Here is an 18,280-nt window from a genome sequence, read left to right on the forward strand (position 1 = left end):
GGTACGAGGCATTGGTTCATGCGCATGCCCCGAAGGGCTGTGGATGCGGACTGGTTGAGCCCGTCGTGCGGTGACGCACGACGTGAGCCGTGGACGCCCGGTAGGGCGTCCCCCTGCCATTCCGATCTCACTGCTCTGGAGTGGCCATGACCTCGGTCGAGTACAAGTCTGCGCGTCGTGCACGGATCCGCGTGATCCTGATCGACATCGCCGTCGGCGTCGTCTCCAATCTCCTGGTGACGGCGTTGGCGTCGGTTGCGAGTCTGCTCTTCTGAGCGGACGCGGTGGCGGGCCCGGTGAGCCCGCCACTCCTGCGGCCGCGCGGGGCGACGTCCGTCAGAACAGTCGCAGGTCCGTGTCGGTCGCCGGCCGCGCCTGCGCCGTCCTCCTCCTGCCCGCCCTTCGGCCGGGTCGGGGCAGATGCGCCTTGCGCGCTTCCTCGGGCAGGTTCTCCCACGTGGGGCGCAGACCGTGGATCTCCACCTCTCCGACACAGGATTTCAGATACCGCTGGGTCTCCTCGTCCGTGGAGTAGAGGACCGTGGCACGGCTCGCCCGGGTCATGAGGACGTGGTAGGCGTGCCGTACCGACCGCTCGAAGTCGGCCTCCGTCTTGCTCTCCCGGAGCTTCATGTCGAAGGAGCCGGGCACCTTGACGCGTCTCACTCCCGTTTCCGGGTCCTGGGACCACTGCCCCTTGCGGAAGACCCAACGGTCGCCGCGGCGCACCATGTCGGCCCCGAGAATCACCCCGCACCAGTCCCACTCGAGGCCCTGGGCGGTATAGACACAGCCGATCTGATCGATACCGGAGGGGTGGACGGACCAGATCGTGGACGGGGGCACCGCACCGTCCTCGCAGAAGTGGTCACTTTTGGCGTTCCAGCGCCTGTGCCATGCCCCGATGCGCACGTCGGCCTCCAGGCGCGCGGACCTGCCTTTGCCTCGAGGCCGGGTCCACGGCCAGCAGAAGCCGGCCACCATGCGGGCCGTCGCTCCTGCCTCCGCTTCGCTCCGGATGATGTGCTCGAGTTCTTCGGGGCTGTCCGCCACCTCGACGTGCATCAGACCGTCAGGCGTCCATTCGGTCTCACCCTCCTCGATGCCGAGCACGGCCCGCACCCAGCGGATGTAGGCGTCACTCCCCCCGCACCGCCATTCCTCCCTGAGCCGATAGGGAAGCGGAGTGATCCCGCGGGCCTTGGCCGCGTCCTCGACCAGGCTCACCGATCCGACCTCGTTCGGCCGCACGGTCTGGCTCTCGTCGAGGAAGAACACCGTGAGCCTCGCGGCGTCGAGCAGATCGTCCACCTGGGGCTGAGTGCCCATCCGCTCCTCCCTCCTGAACCGGTCCTCGGTCCGTTCCCGCATGCGGTGCGCCTCGTCACAGATGAGGACGTCGAGAGGCGGCTCAGGCGGCTGCACGAAGTCACTGAAGAAGGAGAACCTTTCCTTGAACTCCTTCTTGGTGTAGCCCACCTGCTCTTTCAGCGCCCCGTTGAAGGCCCGGCTGCCACTGGCGTACTTCACCGTGCGGCCGGCTGCCTCGAAGCGGGCCCTGAGGTGCAATCCGACGGCGCTTTTGCCCGTGCCCGGTCCACCCGTGACGATGAACACGGCTCGTTCGTCGGGGGAAGGCGGATTGGACGAGTCGGGCGAGCCGAGCACGCGATCGGCCCGTTCCAGCACACTGGCCGCCACCTTCTGCTGCTCGCGGCGCAGAGTGAAGACGGTGTCCTCACCACGGGATCTGATCATCGCGTCGAGGAGGGGGGTGTTCCGCAGGTTCATGCGCGCCAGAAGTCGCTCCGCCTCCGAAGCCGCGCCGTCCTCCGCGAAATGTCCGCGCATGTCCTTGAGCAACTGGTCGCGGTTGTCGTGCGTGTAAACACGCTCATAGGCCCCGGTAGGGGCAAGGGTGTCCAACAGGGGCCGTACGGAATCCTCCCTGGCGTTGTGCAAGTAAGCGAATCCTCCGCACTCGGCCGTGATACCCCGCAAGGGGCCCTGTTCCCCCGCGAACATCCGAAAGGTGTTCCGCAGTTGCAGTGCCGGGTGCCGCTTGGGCTTTCCGATACCCGGCACCCTCACGAGTTCCGCCGTCGCGGCCTCCACCCGGGTCACCGAGGACCAGCGTTTCAACTCGACCAGTTGGAAGGAGGGCAGATGCGTCTCGGGGTGCCTTCCCACAAGCACGGCGTCGATGAGGGGCGTCTGCCCCTTCTCCGGGGCGTCGACCGTCGCGGCGCACTCCACGATCATCTCGACGTTGCCCCGCTCCGCCTCGACCAGGTCTTCCGCGAGTTGCACGAGGCTCTCGGCCCACGCCTCCCGCTCGGTGCGGGACACGTCCGTACCCTGGAAGTGCCGGTACCGGGCCGCGAGATGCGGCACCATCCGGCGCCTCTTGTTGAGAGTGAGCAGGTCCTGCGCGGACAGCCGCAACAACAGCATGGACAAGGGTGGTTCCCCCAGGGCACGAGTGACTCGTGCGGGTGGGGGCATGTCCTTGCGGGGAAGCCCGTCGGGCCGCGATCGGTTCAGGTGATCTTAGAGAATCGCCGGCCGGACAGACGACTCGGACCCCGACTGTCGGCCAGAACCTCGGTGATCCTGTCCGAATCGCGTCGTCGCCCGCCTGGAGCCGCCGAGCACGGCCGGCTCCGCGCGACGGCGTCGGCAGCATCACCCGGAACCGCGACCCCGGAACCGGGGTGACCACACGGCAAGGCTCGCACCGGCGCATCGGCCTTGACCACCCCGTCCCGCACCAAGGTCCTGCACCACGATCTTCCCGATACTTCAGCCCTGTCCACGTCGTGCGACGACTGCGTCCTCTGACCACCGCGATATGGCCTCGATAACCGCACCTGCCGACCGGACATCCGGGGCAGGAACCGGCGCACGGCGACTGCGTTGTGCACCGAATAGCGCCCGGCGGAGAGCCGCCGGCCCGATCGGCCAGGCCCCGCGGGGTCGGGCGGCGCGTACAGGCAGGCACGGGCGCCGATGCCCCGCCCGGGCAGGCCCCAGAGGACCGCTGCGGGGGTCGGCGCGCCGGTGGCCATGAACGACGTCAGGACGTCTTCCCCATAGGCCCGGAGGGAGGGGACGACGCGTCCACCGTCTCGCACGACGTCCAGGAAGCCGCAGGACGGTCCCCTCCTGCTTGGCCGGCCACCACCGCGGCTCGGCCCACGGAACCCCAACCGCGGGACGGCTGGGGTTCCTCGAGGCGGTGAGGGCCGGGCAGCAGGGGGCGCCCACGCGGTGAACCGCTCGTCGACACGTCCGCGGACCGCGCCCCCATCACGGTCGCCGTGAACCGGGGAGGTCAGCGCCGCAGGGTGAGGACACCCGGCCGCCACGGCAGCCGGTTGTACTCGCCGCCCGCGGTGGGTGACTTGCCCTGGTAGAGGAACTGCAGGTTGCAGGGATCGACGGTCATGGTCTGGTCGGGGTTGTCGCGGACCAGGTCTCCATGGCTGATGTCGTTGGTCCACGTGGCACCGCTGTTGGCCTTGCCCGCGAAGGGGTTGCTCTCGGTGGCGGCCTGCGGGGTCCACGCGCCGCTCAGGCTGGACGCCGTGAAGGACCGGAAGTAGCGCCCGTTCGCGCCCATCGCCTCGACGATCATCAGGTACTGGTTCTGGCCCTGCACCTTGTAGACCTGCGGCGCCTCGAAGAGGTTGGCCTTGGTGTCGCTCATGATCGTCGTGTACGACGAGCCGAAGTTGCCAGGGAAGTTCCCGATCGGCATGCTCGCCCGGTAGATCTTGCCGTTGTCACCGGCGAAGAACAGGTACATGTTCTGGCCGTCGGCGATCAGGGTCTGGTCGATGGGACCGGTGTCGGAGTCGGGGATGCTGCCGGTGAACAGCGGCTGCGGCGCGGACCAGCCGTTGGGGTTGGTGGGGTCGCTCGACGTGCGGTAGATGAAGGGCCACGAACCCCACTGGTACGCCAGCACCCAGATGTTCTTGGGCGCGAAGTAGAACAGCGTGGGCGCCACCGTGGCCTGGCTCATGCCGGTCTGACCGGCCGACGCCATGTCCGACCAGTTCGTGAAGGGACTGAACATCATCGAGCCGTACGACGTCCCCGAGAAATTGGACGCGTAGACCAGGTGCTTGCCGTTGTGCGTCACGGTGGTGAAGTCCTTCACCGCGGCCCACCCGTTCGCCGGCTGCGCCAGCACACCGGTCGACGACCACTGGTACGTCGACGGAAGAGCACACGTACCGCCGCCCGGCGCGGACAGGCCGGTCCACTTCTGGTTGCTGCCGCCGTTGCACCTCCCGATCTGCACCGCCGTACCATTGGCCGTACCGGCGCCCGCGGCTTCCAGGCACAGTCCGGACTCCACGCCGACGACCGTGCCGTCGGAGTTCAGCCGCCACTGCTGGTTCGCGCCGCCGGAGCAGGCCCAGATCTGCACCCGGGTACCGGCCACGGTGGCGTGGCCCGGAACATCGAGGCACTTGTCGCCGTACACGGTGAGCCGGCCGGTGTCCGTCGCCGTCCACTGCTGGTTGGTCCCGCCCCAGCAGTCATATATCTGCAGATACGTGCCGTTGGTCCGGCCGGCGCCCGGCACATCGAGACACCGGCCGGAGCCGACACCGCGCAAGGCGCCGCTGGAAGCCGCCTGAGCCGGGGCGGCGGCGAGCATCGCCGCCAACGCGGCCAGGGCCGCGACCACGGCGGCCAGTACCGCAGACGGATGCCTGCGGCGGAAACTTCCTGTGTGCATGGGGACTTCCTCAACCTTGAGTGGGCGGATCCGGTCGGCCTCGCCGGAGGTCGTCCGGACTGTCGGTGTGGTGCGGTATGCGGCGGTCCGTGAGCACCACGGCGGACCGCTTGTGACGTCCCTGTCCTTCGCGATCCCCTCCCGGCGTCGTACTGTCGCGGCCGGCGAGCCGCCTGACGCGGACCGAACCGCCGGCCGCCCGGGGACATGCGTGAAGAGGGCGGCAGCGGAGGGATCGGTGGGGTCATGACGTACGCCTGCGGTACGGCTCCCTGCGGCTCTGGCTTCGGCGGTGCGACCCGGAGGTGCCTGCTGTGCGACGGAGCTACTCGACCTGTTCGTGATATCGAACGAAGGTCGAAGTATCGAGCAACCTGAATGATAGGGAACCGTTGAACGGCGTCAATACCTTTCACATCTATCGCTGGACCTGCCGAAATCTTTCGTACGCCGATACGTGAGACAGCGCGCACGTCAGCATGGCCGCTGGACCGCACGACCTGTGACGGCGAAACGGGGGCGGCCGAAGATCACCGGGCGAGCATCTCGGGGATCACCGAGGACGGCGCCCCCCGGCGGCTCCCCGGCGGCTCCCCGGCGACCCTCGGCGGCTCCCGGCGGTCCCCGGCCACTACGATCCGCACATCGTCGAAGGGTCGAAAGTTTCGGCCTATGGGCGGAAACATTTTTGACGCGGAGTATTGACGATCCACCGCCAGCGGCCCAATCATCCCTGTCTGGAGCACCGGCATTTGTTCGAGATTTCGAAGCGCGTCCACCCTGAGCAATCCGTGCCGCCACAGCAGATCCACGCACAACAGCACGACAGATCCGTGCACCAAGCACTCGGCACCATCCCGTCGTGTGCGGCCCGCCCGGGCTCCGGCCCACCCGGTCCGACTGCCCAGTGGGAGCGGACGACGCAATCCCCGCGCTTGAGTCCTTCCGTGATTTCTACCTTGGAGGCACAGTCATGGGCTCGTATGCCCTTCCCGGACCTGGTATCCGCCGGAAGGTCCGCCACCTGCTGTCGGCGCTGGTCGTCGGCGTGCTCGGTGCGGTCGCCGCACTGGTCGCGCCGCCGACCGCACACGCCGCCGAGAGCACACTCGGCGCCGCAGCGGCGCAGAGCGGCCGCTACTTCGGCACCGCCATCGCCTCGGGCAGGCTGGGCGACTCGGTCTACACGTCGATCGCGGGCCGTGAGTTCAACTCCGTCACGGCCGAGAACGAGATGAAGATTGACGCCACCGAACCGCAGCGGGGCCAGTTCAACTTCGCCGCCGGTGACCGCGTCTACAACTGGGCGGTGCAGAACGGCAAGCAGGTGCGCGGTCACACCCTGGCCTGGCACTCCCAGCAGCCCGGCTGGATGCAGAGCCTCAGCGGCAGCACGCTGCGCCAGGCGATGATCAACCACATCAACGGCGTGATGGGCCACTACAAAGGCAAGATCGCCCAGTGGGACGTCGTGAACGAAGCCTTCGCGGACGGCGGTTCGGGAGCCCGGCGCGACTCCAACCTTCAGCGCACCGGCAACGACTGGATCGAGGTCGCCTTCCGTACCGCGCGCGCCGCGGACCCGGCCGCCAAGCTCTGCTACAACGACTACAACGTCGAAAACTGGACGTCGGCCAAGACCCAGGCCATGTACGCCATGGTTAGGGACTTCAAACAGCGCGGCGTGCCGATCGACTGTGTCGGCTTCCAGTCGCACTTCAACAGCGGCAGCCCCTACAACAGCAACTTCCGCACCACCCTGCAGAACTTCGCCGCCCTTGGCGTCGACGTGGCCATCACCGAACTCGACATCCAGGGCGCCCCGGCCACGACCTACGCCAACGTGACCAACGACTGCCTGGCCGTCCCGCGCTGCCTCGGCATCACCGTCTGGGGTGTGCGGGACACCGACTCCTGGCGACCGGAGCACACGCCGCTGCTGTTCAACGGCGACGGCAGCAGGAAGCCCGCGTACACCGCCGTCCTCAACGCCCTCAACGGTGGCTCCACCACGCCCACGCCCCCTTCGGGTTCCGGAGCGATCAGGGGCGTCGGTTCCGGCCGCTGCCTGGACGTGCCCGGCGCCGGCACAGCCGACGGCACCCAGCTCCAGTTGTGGGACTGCAACAGCGGAACGAACCAGCAGTGGACGTACACCGCCGCCGGCGAGCTCAGGGTCTACGGCAACAAGTGCCTGGACGCCGCCGGCACCGGCAACGGCACCAAAGTCCAGATCTACAGCTGCTGGGGCGGTGACAACCAGAAGTGGCGCCTCGACTCCGACGGATCCATCGTCGGCGTCCAGTCCGGGCTCTGCCTCGACGCCGTCGCAGCCGGCACCGCCAACGGCACCCTGATCCAGCTCTATTCCTGCTCGAACGGCGGCAACCAGCGCTGGACCCGCACCTGACGGGACCCTCGCGCCACGCACTCGCGTGTGGAGCCAGGATGATCCTGGCTCCACCGAGAAGAGCGCCCAGGACCGCCTTGCGCGGGTTCAGAGCACCGCGGCCAAATCGGCGAGTGCCGCGCGAGCGCTCGGGCCGGCAGGGATGAGCACGGCACTGGAGACTCCGGAAAGGAACAGGTCGTCCAGGCGACCGCGGACGTGCGCGGCCGTGCCGGAGAGGGACAGCTGCTCGACCCACTGATCAGGCATGGCCTGCGCGAAGTCCTGGGCGCTGCCGCTGCGGCGGCGCAGGTGGGCGAGTTCCTCGTAGAACCCGAGGGGCGCGATGTGGGGCTTCCAGTCGGTGTCGCCCAGGGCCTTCAAGGCGGGGCGGGCGGCGGCCATGGCTGCGCGGGGGTCGTCGTCGACCGCGGCGATGTTGTAGGCGGTGATCCGGTGGGCCCGCCGGGGGTTGATGCTGCGCAGCGCCTGGCGGACGTACGGGGGTGTGACGGGTTCGGCGAGCAGGGTGCCGTCGGCCGTCTCCCCGGAGAGGGCGAGCGACTTGGGGCTGCGGACGCCGGCGAAGATCGCGGGGGCCTGATCGGGAACCGCCGAGGGGTGCAGCCGTGGTCCGTCGAGACGGACGTAGCGTCCGTCGGTGTGGGCGGGCTCGCCGGCCAGGAGCGCTCTGAGAGCGTTGATGTACTCGCGCAGGAGGGTCAGCGGGCTGCGGGGCCAGGCCCCTGCGCTGCGCATCCAGGCGGGCATGCCGTGGCCGACGGCGATGTCGAGGCGGCCGGGGTGGAGCTGGGCGAGCGTGGCGGCTTCCATCGCGGTGAACGCGACGTTGCGGGCCGCGGCCGGCAGGAGTCCGACGCCGACGCGGATCCGTCGGGTGTGGGCGAGCACGGTGGCTGCCTGGGCGAGACCTCCTCGATGTCCGAGGTCCTCGGCGACCCACAGCTCGTCGAAGCCGTAGGCGTCCGCCTCGCGGGCGAAGGGGATCATGTCGGCCGTCGGGATGTCGCACGGCAGGAGGACGCCGATCGCGCCGGGGCTGTGGCTCACCGGTTGTCTCCGTTGTTCGGCAGCGCATGGCCGCTGCGTTCTGTCAGGCGGACTGCGCCTGGACCTCCATCCGCACCCATACTCTCTTGCCGCCGGGCACGCGGTGACATCCGACGGCGCATGCGAGGGCGCGGACTATGGCCAGGCCCCTTCCGTGGTCGTCCTCGCTGTCCTCGCGCGGGACGGTGCGTTCGATGGAGTCGGCGCAGGTGTCGGTCACCGCGATGACGAGCTGCCGGTCCTGGACGATCAGGTGGAGCTCCGCGGGTCCGTCGCGGGTGTGCAGGGTGGCGTTGGTGACGAGTTCCGAGATGACCACGACGGCGTCGTCGATCACGGCGGGTGGGACGCCCCATCCGGTCAGGACCGTGTCGGCGTGGCGGCGGGCGGCTCGGATCGCGTGCTGCACGTGGCTGAGGGGCAGGTGGCTGCTCGGACCGCCGGTGTACTGCTCGGCGGGGCCACGGTCGATGGTGGGGGTCTGCATGACGCGCCTCGATCGAGGTAGGGCGGCGGCAACGGGAGGACGGCGGTGACGGGGCCGTTCTGGTTGCTCGTTGCCGTGCGGGGGATGCGGGCGGGTTTCCTCCTGGGTTGTCGTGGCGCGGGGGCCTGATGCAAGTGGCCCTCGCCGCGTGCTGTGTGGGGGTGGACCCCGGACCCGGTAGCGGGACGGTGGAAGCCGGGTCCGGGGTGGCTTGGCGGGCTACTTCACGGCGCCGGCGGTGAGGCCGCGGGTGAGGGAACGCTGGAAGATGAGGAAGAAGACGACCATGGGGATGACGCCGAGGAGGGCCGCGGCGCTCAGGGAGGTGGGGTCGCTGGAGTACTGGCCCTGCAGGACCGACAGGCCGAGCGGGACGGTCTGGTTGTCGTTGGAGATGAGCAGGACGAGGGGGTAGAGGAACTCGTTCCAGCTCCAGACGAAGAAGAACACGCACATCACCGACAGGGTCGGCCAGCTCATGGGCAGGACGATGCGCCACAGGATGGTCCAGCGGCCGGCGCCGTCGAGGGAGGCGGCTTCGATGAGTTCCCGGGGGAAGCTCGCGAAGACGGAGGCGAGCAGGTAGGTGCCGAAGGCGCTGTAGGTGATGCCGACGAGGACGGTGTAGCCGAGTTTGCCGTCGTAGAGGCCCATCTCCTTGAACAGGTAGTAGATGGGGTAGACGAGCCCTTCTTGCGGCAGCACGTTGATGCCGAGGAAGAAGACGAGGAACGCGGTGCGCCGGCGGACGCGGCCGATGCCGATGGCGTAGGCGTTGAAGAGGGCCAGGACGACGGCGATGAGGACGACGCCGAGGCTGATCTGGATGCTGTTGACCAGCTTCTGGGTGAACTCGACGCGCTCCCAGACGTCGCCGATGACGGCCCAGTTCCATTCCTCGGGCAGGGACAGGGAGCCGTTGGCGCGGTAGTCGGCGCCGGTCTTGAAGGAATTGAGCAGGATGATCCCGAAGGGGGAGAGGAAGGCGAGGACGAAGATGCCGACCGCGGCGATGACGGCGTAGGAGCCGGCGCCTCTCTTGCGGGCGGAGTGCTTCTTGTGGGGCTTGGGGGCGGCGTGGCCGGCGGGGGCCTGCTTGCGGGGGCCGGACTGCGTGGTGGGTTCGGTGGTCATGGTCATCGTCATCCGTCCTCGCGGGCCTGGCGGGTGAGCATCGTCCCGGCGATGATCAGCACGAGCAGGGTGATCGTGGTGGAGATGGCCGATCCGTAGCCGACGTCGGCGCGCTCGAAGAAGTTCTGGTAGGCGAAGTAGGCGGGGACGAGGGTGGAGTTTCCGGGGCCGCCGCCGGTGAGGACGAAGATCTGGGCGAAGACCTTCAGGCCGGCGATGGTGGTGGTGACGAGGACGACGTAGACCTCGGGGCGCAGGATGGGGACGGTGATGCGGGTGAACCGCTGCCACCAGGTGGCGCCGTCGAGGGAGGCTGCTTCGTAGAGCTCGGGGTCGATGCGCTGCAGGCCGGACATGAACAGCACCAGGGGGTAGCCGAGCTGCATCCAGACCAGGACGGCCAGGACCATCCACAGGGCGAGGTCGGGGTCGCCGAGCCAGTTCTGGGTCAGGGAGGAGAGGCCGACGGTCTCCAGGACGCTGTTGATGGCGCCTTCGGGGGCGAGGATCCAGCCCCACATCAGGCCGGTGACGGCGACGGGGATGACCTGGGGCAGGTAGAGGCCGGAGCGGAAGACGCCGACGACGCCGTCGCCGTGCTTCTTGCCGATGTAGTCGAACAGCAGGGCGGCGAGGAAGAGGCCCAGGAGGGTGGGGACGACGGCGATGCCGACGATGACGAAGCCGATGTTGCGGAACGAGGCCCAGAAGTCGGCGTCCTGGAAGAGCCGGGTGTAGTTGTCCAGGCCGGTGAAGGCCGGCTCGCCGATGCCCTGCCATGCGGTGAGGCTGTAGTAAAGGGTCATCACCAGCGGGACGACGAGGAAGAGCAGGCTGAGCAGGAGGCCCGGTGCGAGGAAGACGGCGTATCCCGTCGACCGCGGGTGACGTGTGGTTTTCACTGTTGCTCCTGGGTGGGCGGGACGGCGGCCGCTGGGCGGTCCGCCGTCCCCTGAACGGCGTGGGGTGCGGCGCCGGTGCGGTCGGCGGGGTGGCTCAGGACCTGGAGGCGGCGTACTTGTCGTAGGGTGCGGCGAGCTCGTCCAGGACGGTGTCGGGCTTGGCGCCGTTCATCAGGTTCTGGGTGGAGGACAGCCAGGTGTCGTAGTAGCCGGCGACGGGCCAGTCGGGGTAGAAGGCCAGACCGCGGCCGTTCTGGGCGGCGCGGAAGGCGGTGACCAGTCCGCGGGACTTCTCGTTGGTGACGGCGTCGGCCTGCACGGCCAGGGGCACATTGCCCTCCTCGCCGATCAGCTTCTGGATCTTGTCCGACATCGTGATCTCGATGAAGTCCTCGGCGAGCTTCTTGTTCTTCGCCTTGGTGGGGATGACCCAGTTGTTGCCGCCGGAGCCGAGGGTCTTCTCGCTGCCCGGGTAGGGGGCGGTGGACCAGTTGAAGTTCTTGGCGTCGGTGAGCAGGCCGCCGAACCACCAGTTGCCGCCGACCATGATCGGGCGCTTCTGGGAGACGAACTGCTCGGTCATGTTGTTGCCCTTGAGGCCGACGTCCTTCTTCTCGAAGTAACCCTTGTCGACCCACTCCTTGTACTTGGTGGCCGCGTAGGTGAACTCGGGGCCGTGGAAGTCGACCTTGCCCTTGTACAGCTGGTAGTTGTCGACCCAGGTGTCGTTGGCCTTGGACAGCGCCAGCAGGTACAGCCAGTGGCCGGCGGGGTGGTCGTTGCCCGCGTTGGCGAGCGGGGTGACGCCGGCGGCCTTGAACTTGGCGAGCGCGGCTTCGAAGCCGGCGAAGTCGGTGGGCTTGGCGACGTCGTGCTTCTTGAACAGGTCGTCGTTGTAGTAGGCGAGGACGAACTCGCCGTAGTTGGGGACGCCGTACCACTTCTCGCCGCCCATTTCGCCCTTGGCGTCGTAGCGGGCGGTGACGGAGGCGCTCTCGCCGACCTTCTTGTCCCAGCCGCGTTCCTTGACGACGGCGGTGAGGTCGGTGAGGAGGCCCTGCTTGGCGAGGAGGCCGGTGGTGGCGTTGCCCTTGTTGTACTCCATGACGTCGGGCGCCTTGTCGGAGTTGAGGATCATGCCGGCGTTCTGCTGGATCTGCTCGAAGGCCTTCTGCTCGAATTCCACCTTGACGCCGGGGTGGGTCTTCTTGAACTCCTCTATGGCCGCGGCCCACGCCTTGCCGAGCGCGCCGTCCTTGTCCTCGTAGTGCCACAGACGCAGGGTGTTCGCGTCGCCTCCGGCGGTGTTGGAGCCGCCGCAGGCGGTCAGGGGGGCCAGGATGGCCAGGGCGGCGGCTGCCAGCAGGAGCGGCTTCGTGCGCCGGGCGGTGCGGGTGGGCGGGTTGTTCATGGCTGTTTCCTTGGTGTGCGTCGTTGCGGCAAGGGGGTGTCAGCTGGTGCGGCGGCGGTGGACGCGGGCTTCCCACGGCCGCAGGGTGTGCGGGCTCGTGAGGGGCTGGGTGGAGGGGAGGTTGGCGATGAGGATGTCGCTGTGTTCCCAGCCGCCGGGGAGGTCGACGGTGAGGTCGGCTCCGCCGAAGTTGGCCAGGACGAGCAGTTCGGTGCCGGCGGCCGCGTCGTGGCGGGTGAAGGCGTAGAGCTGCTCGTGGTCGGGGTGGACCATGTGGAAGTCGCCGTGGGTGAGCGCGGACTCCGTGTGCCGCAGGGCGATCAGGCGGCGGTAGTAGTGGAAGACGGAGTCGGGGTCGGCGAGCTGGCTAGCGGCGTTGACGTCCTTGTGGTCGGGGTTGACGGCGATCCAGGGGGTGCCGGTGGTGAAGCCGGCGTGCTCGGTGGCGTCCCACTGCATGGGGGTGCGGGCGTTGTCCCGGCTGCGGTGGCGCAGGCCATCGAGGATGTGTTCGCCGTCGGCGCCGAGGGCCTTGTGGTCCCGGTAGTGGTTGAGCGACTCGATGTCCCGGAAGTCGCCGAGGGAGGTGAAGGGGAAGTTGGCCATGGCCAGCTCTTCGCCCTGGTAGACGTAGGGGGTGCCGCGGTGCAGGTGCAGGACGGTGGCCAGCAGCTTGGCGGAGCGGTCGCGGAGGGCGGGGCTGTCGTCACCGAAGCGGGAGACGACGCGCGGCTGGTCGTGGTTGTTCCAGTACAGGCTGTTCCAGCCGGTCTCGCCGAGGCCGGTCTGCCAGCGGCCGAGGCTGGCCTTGAGGTCGGTCAGCTTCAGGGGCCGGACGTCGAACTTTCCGCCGGGGCCCTGGTCGAGGCCGACGTGCTCGAACTGGAAGACCATGTCGACCTCGCGGCGGGCGGGGTCGGTGAAGAGCTTCGCCTCTTCGACGGTGACGCCGGGCATCTCGCCGACGGTCAGCAGCTTGCGGGGGTGGCCCTCGAAGACCTCGCGGTGCATTTCGGCCAGGTACTCGTGGATGCGGGGCCCGCAGACGTAGTGGGGGCTGCCGTCGCCGAGGCGGGCGCCCTCGTGGACGATGCCGTCGGGCAGGCCAGGCGTCTTGGAGATGAGGTTGATGACGTCCATGCGGAAGCCGTCGACGCCCCGCTCCAGCCACCAGCGCATCATGCCGTGGACGGCCTGGCGGACCTCGGGGTTCTCCCAGTTGAGGTCGGGCTGCTTGCGGGAGAACAGGTGCAGGTAGTACTCGCCGCTGGCGGCGTCGTACGTCCACGCGGGGCCGGAGAAGAACGAGCCCCAGTTGTTGGGCTCCGCGCCGGGGGTACCGGGCTCCATGCCGTCGCGGGCGGGGCGCCAGATGTACCAGTCGCGCTTGTCCCCGGCGGGGCCGCCGTCGCGGGAGGCGGTGAACCAGGGGTGCTCGTCGCTGGTGTGGTTGACCACGAGGTCCATGACGAGCTTCATGCCGCGGTCGTGGACGGCGGCCAGGAGGCGGTCGAAATCGGCGAGCGTGCCGAAGAGCGGGTCGATGTCCTGGTAGTCGCTGATGTCGTACCCGTTGTCGTCGTGCGGGGACGGGTAGACCGGGGAGAGCCACAGGACGTCGACGCCGAGCTGGGAGAGGTAGTCCAGGCGGCCGATGATGCCTTGCAGGTCTCCGATGCCGTCGGCGTCGGAGTCGGCGAAGCTGCGGGGGTAGATCTGGTAGACTACCGCGTTGCTCCACCAGGAGTCGGCGGGACCGGGCGTGTGCTCAGGCACGTCAGAACCTCATCGTGTTCGCGTGATCACTTGGAGTGACTGTTCAAGGGAGTGCTGACCCGGGCGGGCGGCCCGCTGTCGGCGGTATGGGCTCTAGGAGAGGGTCGCGCCGACCGTGTCACGGATGACCAGGCAGGCCGCTCCGCGCGCCCACAGGTCGTGCTGTACGGGGTCGACGTGGATCCGGCAGTCCCGGGCCGCGGTGGAGAAGGCGTGAGCTTCCAGGGCCTGGGTCAGGGCGGGGCCGAAGAGGTCATGGGCGACCGCTCCCTCCCCGGCGAGGATGATCTTCTGCAGGTTGAGTAGGTTGCACATGCCGGCCAGCCCCCGCCCCAGCGCGGTTCCGGCTTCGGTGAAGGCGGCGAGGGCGACGTTGCGGGCCGCGTCCGTTCCCGAGCGGGCGAGGGTGATCGCCTCGCCGATGGAGGCGCAGGCGAAGCCCCCGTCCTGGAGGTGGCGCAGGACCGCTCGGTCTCCGGCGAGCGCTTCCAGGCATCCGCGACGGCCGCAGCTGCACATGGGCCCGGCCGGGTCCAGGGGTACGTGGCCGAGTTCGCCGGCCAGGCCGGTGGCGCCGGAGAACAGGCTCCCGTTGAGGAGCAGTCCGCACCCGATGCCGGGTCCGACGGTGACGACCGCGAAGGAGTCCACATCGCGCCCCTCGCCGAACCAGCGTTCGGCGACGACGAGGGTGTTGACGTCGTTGTTCACGACGACCGGCAGTCCGGTGGCCTCCTGCAGGGGGCCTGCCACGTCGACCTTGTTCCAGTCGAGCAGGGCCGAATAGCGGCAGACTCCGGCGGCGGAGTCGACGTGGCCGCTGACTCCGACCCCGAGACCGAGCACCCTGTCCGCCGCTTCCGGCGCCTTCGACAGGAGCCGGCCGGTCAGGGCTGCCGCGGCGGACAGGGCGGTCCGGGGGGTGCAGTCGGCGATGGGCTCCTCGTCGCGGGCCAGCACGTTGGCCGCCATGTCGGTGACGACGCCCGAGACCTGCGCGGGACCGATCTTCATACCGACGACGATGTGCTTGTCCGGGTTGACGTGCAGCATCTTCTGCGGGCGGCCCCGCCCCTGGGGGGCGGTGGCGTCGGCTTCACGCAGGTAGCCGTGCTCCAGCAGCGGAGGAAGCATCCGGGTCACGCTGGAGGGCACGAGCCCCAGCCGCTGGGCGAGCTGGGTGCGCGAGATGGGTCCCGCGGTGAGCACGGTCGCGAAGATCTCCGCGCGGGTCTGCTCGCCGACAAGCTCCGAGAAACGGATCTTGGACGGACTCATCACTCATGCCTCCAGGGCTGACGTCGGTCAGGGGCGCTCGGGCCAGGTCGTCACCGTCGGACCCGACGGCGCGGTAACAGCCTTCGCGAGAGTACGGCGACCGCCATGGCGACCTCCTCGATTCTCACCGCCAGCCGGTCACCCGCTCCGGGGCCGACCGCCTATGCCAGGAGTGTGCGCCCCCTCTTTTTCTTGCGTCAAGAAAGAAAACTTCGTGTTACGTAACCGTGATACAGGGATCCAGCTCGTCGCTCGCAGGAATATTTGCCCGTAATGCACCTATCGCCGGAAGTTGCGATCGCCTCCGCTGGAAAGATCTTGTTCATTTCATTGACACGGCGAAGAAATGGCGGGACGTTATCCGGCAACTGCAGACCGCCGGGCAACCGCCCGGAGGCCAGGCCCCCGAGGCCCCGGCCCGCGCCCCCAGCCCGCGCGCCGGGTGATCGCAGAAGTACCCCGTGGCCCGTGCAGCCGGCGACACCCCTCCCGGCACCGCGGACGCCTGGTACCGACTGCCCCAGAGCTGCTCACCGAACGAAAGGACCCAGGCTCACCGCCGCCCTCGCGGCTTGCCCGATGGCCCCGGCCCGGACACGGCCGTCGCACGCCGACCGCCCGGGCCCGTCCGGCGCGACACCGCGGTCCCCTCCGCATGCCCGCCGTCCACGCGGCACAGGCGGCGGACACCGCCCGCACCGGCCGGCCCGGACCACCGGGGCGCGCTCCCCCCGCCCCCCGGACCTCCACACCCCTTCGTTGTAAGGAATCCGCATGTCCGCAAACAGACTGAGCCGCCTGGCGTCGGGCGCCGTCGGCCTGGCGCTGGCCCTGGCATCGGTCATCGTGCCCGCCGGCATGTCGACGGCCGCCACGACCGCGATATCCACCGCCGACACCGCGCAGCTCAAGACGTGGTGGCACGACAACCACGAGTTCAACACCTCCAGCCCGGTGGCCAACGACAAGGTGCGGCGCTCGTCGTTCTACGACGTCCAGGTCGCCACCGCCGCGGCTCCGGGCACCCGCTACGACTCCTTCGCCTACATGAGCATCCCGCGCAGCGGGAAGGGCAAGATCGGCTACACCAAGGAGGACGGCGCCGAGTTCTCCGCGTCGTCGAACCTGACGATGAGCTGGTCGTCCTTCCAGTACGCCGCCGACGTATGGGTCGACGTATCCCTGCGGACCGGCCAGAGCATCTCCTCGGCCGACCAGGTCAAGATCAAGCCCAGCAGCCTGAACTTCGCCAAGCAGCTCGTCGACGGCGACACCGTCCGCATCAAGGTGCCCTACAGCCAGGCGGGCCACCGCTTCTCCGTGGAGTTCGAGCCGCAGCTCTACACGGCCTACAACGACATGTCCGGCCCCGCGAACGACGCCGGCAAGCTCACCACCGCCTCGGGTGGCGGCAACCGGGCGATCCACACCGAGCCCCGCAACTCCATGATGGTCTTCGCCGAGCCGGCCCCCGCCGGCGCCGAGCTGGACCGTCTGGTTCCGACGCCGGCCTCGGGCAGCACGTACTACCCGCCGCAGGGGCAGGTCACCAACCTGAACACGATCACCGAGGAGATCGTGTACTTCCGGCCCGGCACCTACTACATGACCTCCAAGTACCACGCCCTGCTGCCCAAGCAGGTCAAGTGGGTCTACCTCGCCCCCGGCGCGTACGTGAAGGGCGCCATCCGCTTCCCCAACGACACCCAGGGTCTGTACAAGGTGACCGGCTACGGCGTGCTCTCGGGCGAGCAGTACGTCTACGAGGCGGACACCAACAACAACTACGACCACCTCTCCGGCGCGTCGAACTGTCACAGCAGCTGTGTGAAGATGCTGCAGTTCGAGTCCGCCCCGGGCCGCCAGCAGCACCTCGACCTGCAGGGCGTCACCATCAACGAGCCGCCCTACCACTCCTTCGTCGTCTACGGCGACGAGCAGACCTTCAGCATGAGGGTCGACAACTACAAGCAGGTCGGGTCCTGGTACTGGCAGACCGACGGCATCGAGCTCTACCGCGGCAGCACCATGAAGAACACGTTCTTCAACGCCAACGACGACGTGCTGAAGATGTACCACAGCGACGTCGACATCGATAACACCGTCATCTGGAAGAACGAGAACGGCCCCGTCATCCAGTGGGGCTGGACCCCGCGCAACATCGACAACGTCCGCGTGAGCAACACCCACGTCATCCACAACCGGATGTACTGGAAGGACGTCAAGTACAACACCTGCGTCCTCAACTCCTCCTCGCACTGGGAGGACATGGGCTCGACCACCAAGGCCGACCCCGCCACGTGGGTGAGGAACATGACCTTCGAGAACATCACCGTCGAGGGCATGACCAACTGCGCGATCCGCGTGTTCGCCCTCTCCAGCACCGAGAACATCCACGTCAAGAACCTGAAGATCGACGCGTGGAGCCAGCTCGACCCCTCCTCGCAGGTCAGCCTGCTCAAGCGGTACACCAACGCCGCCGGCCAGAAGGTGACCCTCGGCAACGAGACGAGCCAGAGCCGTGGGCTGAAGCTGGAGAACTACACCGTCGGCGGCACCGTCATCGACAAGGCCGGCACCAACTGGGGCGCGGACAAGCCCGGCCGCCTCGGCTTCGACGCCGAGAACTGGGACAACTGGAACGCCTGGGGTCCGGGCGGCAACAACCCCGGGCCAGGCCCCTCGACCGGCGGGAAGATCGTCAACGGCGCCACCGGCAAGTGCGTCGACCGCGCCGGCAACAGCACGGCCAACGGCACCGCCATCCAGCAGTGGTCCTGCGCCGACGTGCCGTCCATGACCTGGGCTCCGGACGGCCAGCAGCTCAAGTCCGGCGGCAAGTGCCTGGACGTCGAAGGCGGCCACACCGCCAACGGCACCAAGGCCCACCTGTGGGACTGCGGCGCCTGGGACAGCCAGAAGTGGGCCTTCCAGGCCGACGGCACGCTGAAGAACCTCAAGGCCGGGCGCTGCCTGGACGTCGCCGCCCAGAGCACCGCCGACGGCGCCCGCCTGCACCTGTGGGACTGCGGCACCTGGAACAGCCAGAAGTGGACCCTCACCGCCTGACCCCCAGGGG

Annotated in this window: 12 protein-coding genes; 3 read left to right on the forward strand and 9 right to left on the reverse strand. The window is 68.6% G+C overall.

The window, feature by feature from the left end; all coding sequences use genetic code 11:
• Window positions 1–146 precede the first annotated feature (146 nt).
• Complete coding sequence (locus IE109_RS33000) at window positions 147–275, forward strand: DUF6408 family protein (protein ID WP_229890579.1); 129 nt, start codon at window positions 147–149, stop codon at window positions 273–275.
• 61 nt (window positions 276–336) lie between these two features.
• On the opposite strand, the gene IE109_RS05465 is transcribed toward IE109_RS33000, so the two are convergent.
• On the reverse strand, window positions 337–2,454 hold the full coding sequence (locus tag IE109_RS05465; RefSeq protein ID WP_189549631.1) for a DUF2075 domain-containing protein: 2,118 nt from the start codon (window positions 2,452–2,454) through the stop codon (window positions 337–339).
• An 880-nt stretch (window positions 2,455–3,334) separates the two neighbouring features.
• The gene (locus IE109_RS05470; protein ID WP_189549564.1) at window positions 3,335–4,753 is read right to left on the reverse strand and encodes a non-reducing end alpha-L-arabinofuranosidase family hydrolase; all 1,419 of its coding nucleotides are present in this window, start codon (window positions 4,751–4,753) and stop codon (window positions 3,335–3,337) included.
• 973 nt (window positions 4,754–5,726) lie between these two features.
• Here IE109_RS05470 and IE109_RS05475 point away from each other — a divergent pair.
• Window positions 5,727–7,163 (forward strand): endo-1,4-beta-xylanase, encoded by a 1,437-nt coding sequence (locus IE109_RS05475; RefSeq protein WP_189549565.1) that lies wholly within the window; start codon window positions 5,727–5,729, stop codon window positions 7,161–7,163.
• An 87-nt stretch (window positions 7,164–7,250) separates the two neighbouring features.
• Here IE109_RS05475 and IE109_RS05480 read toward each other — a convergent pair whose 3' ends face one another.
• The 7 genes from IE109_RS05480 to IE109_RS05510 all read right to left on the reverse strand — a co-directional run bounded on the left by IE109_RS05480 (window position 7,251) and on the right by IE109_RS05510 (window position 15,201).
• Window positions 7,251–8,213 carry an LLM class flavin-dependent oxidoreductase gene (locus IE109_RS05480; protein ID WP_229890583.1) on the reverse strand — a complete coding sequence of 321 codons (963 nt, stop codon included), beginning with the start codon at window positions 8,211–8,213 and terminating at the stop codon, window positions 7,251–7,253.
• Window positions 8,214–8,256: 43 nt separating this feature from the next.
• Window positions 8,257–8,700, reverse strand: coding sequence for an ATP-binding protein (locus IE109_RS05485; RefSeq protein WP_189549566.1), 444 nt, complete (start codon window positions 8,698–8,700; stop codon window positions 8,257–8,259).
• A gap of 219 nt (window positions 8,701–8,919) precedes the next feature.
• On the reverse strand, window positions 8,920–9,846 hold the full coding sequence (locus IE109_RS05490) for a carbohydrate ABC transporter permease (protein WP_373297631.1): 927 nt from the start codon (window positions 9,844–9,846) through the stop codon (window positions 8,920–8,922).
• The gene (locus IE109_RS05495) at window positions 9,843–10,736 is read right to left on the reverse strand and encodes a carbohydrate ABC transporter permease (protein WP_229890587.1); all 894 of its coding nucleotides are present in this window, start codon (window positions 10,734–10,736) and stop codon (window positions 9,843–9,845) included. Before IE109_RS05495 ends, IE109_RS05490 begins: the two co-directional genes overlap by 4 nt.
• A 94-nt stretch (window positions 10,737–10,830) precedes the next feature.
• Window positions 10,831–12,147 carry an ABC transporter substrate-binding protein gene (locus IE109_RS05500; RefSeq protein ID WP_189549567.1) on the reverse strand — a complete coding sequence of 439 codons (1,317 nt, stop codon included), beginning with the start codon at window positions 12,145–12,147 and terminating at the stop codon, window positions 10,831–10,833.
• Between the two features lie 39 nt (window positions 12,148–12,186).
• Entirely contained in the window at window positions 12,187–13,923 is a 1,737-nt protein-coding gene (locus IE109_RS05505) for an alpha-glucosidase (RefSeq protein ID WP_189549568.1), read from the reverse strand.
• 93 nt (window positions 13,924–14,016) lie between these two features.
• Window positions 14,017–15,201 (reverse strand): ROK family transcriptional regulator, encoded by a 1,185-nt coding sequence (locus IE109_RS05510; RefSeq protein ID WP_189549569.1) that lies wholly within the window; start codon window positions 15,199–15,201, stop codon window positions 14,017–14,019.
• Window positions 15,202–15,975: 774 nt separating this feature from the next.
• On the opposite strand from IE109_RS05510, the gene IE109_RS05515 reads away from it, so the two are divergent.
• A complete protein-coding gene (locus IE109_RS05515; protein ID WP_189549570.1) occupies window positions 15,976–18,270 on the forward strand; it encodes a family 49 glycosyl hydrolase in 2,295 nt (764 codons plus the stop codon).
• Window positions 18,271–18,280: the final 10 nt, after the last annotated feature.

Source organism: Streptomyces lavendofoliae (assembly GCF_014649735.1).
GTDB lineage: Bacteria > Actinomycetota > Actinomycetes > Streptomycetales > Streptomycetaceae > Streptomyces > Streptomyces lavendofoliae.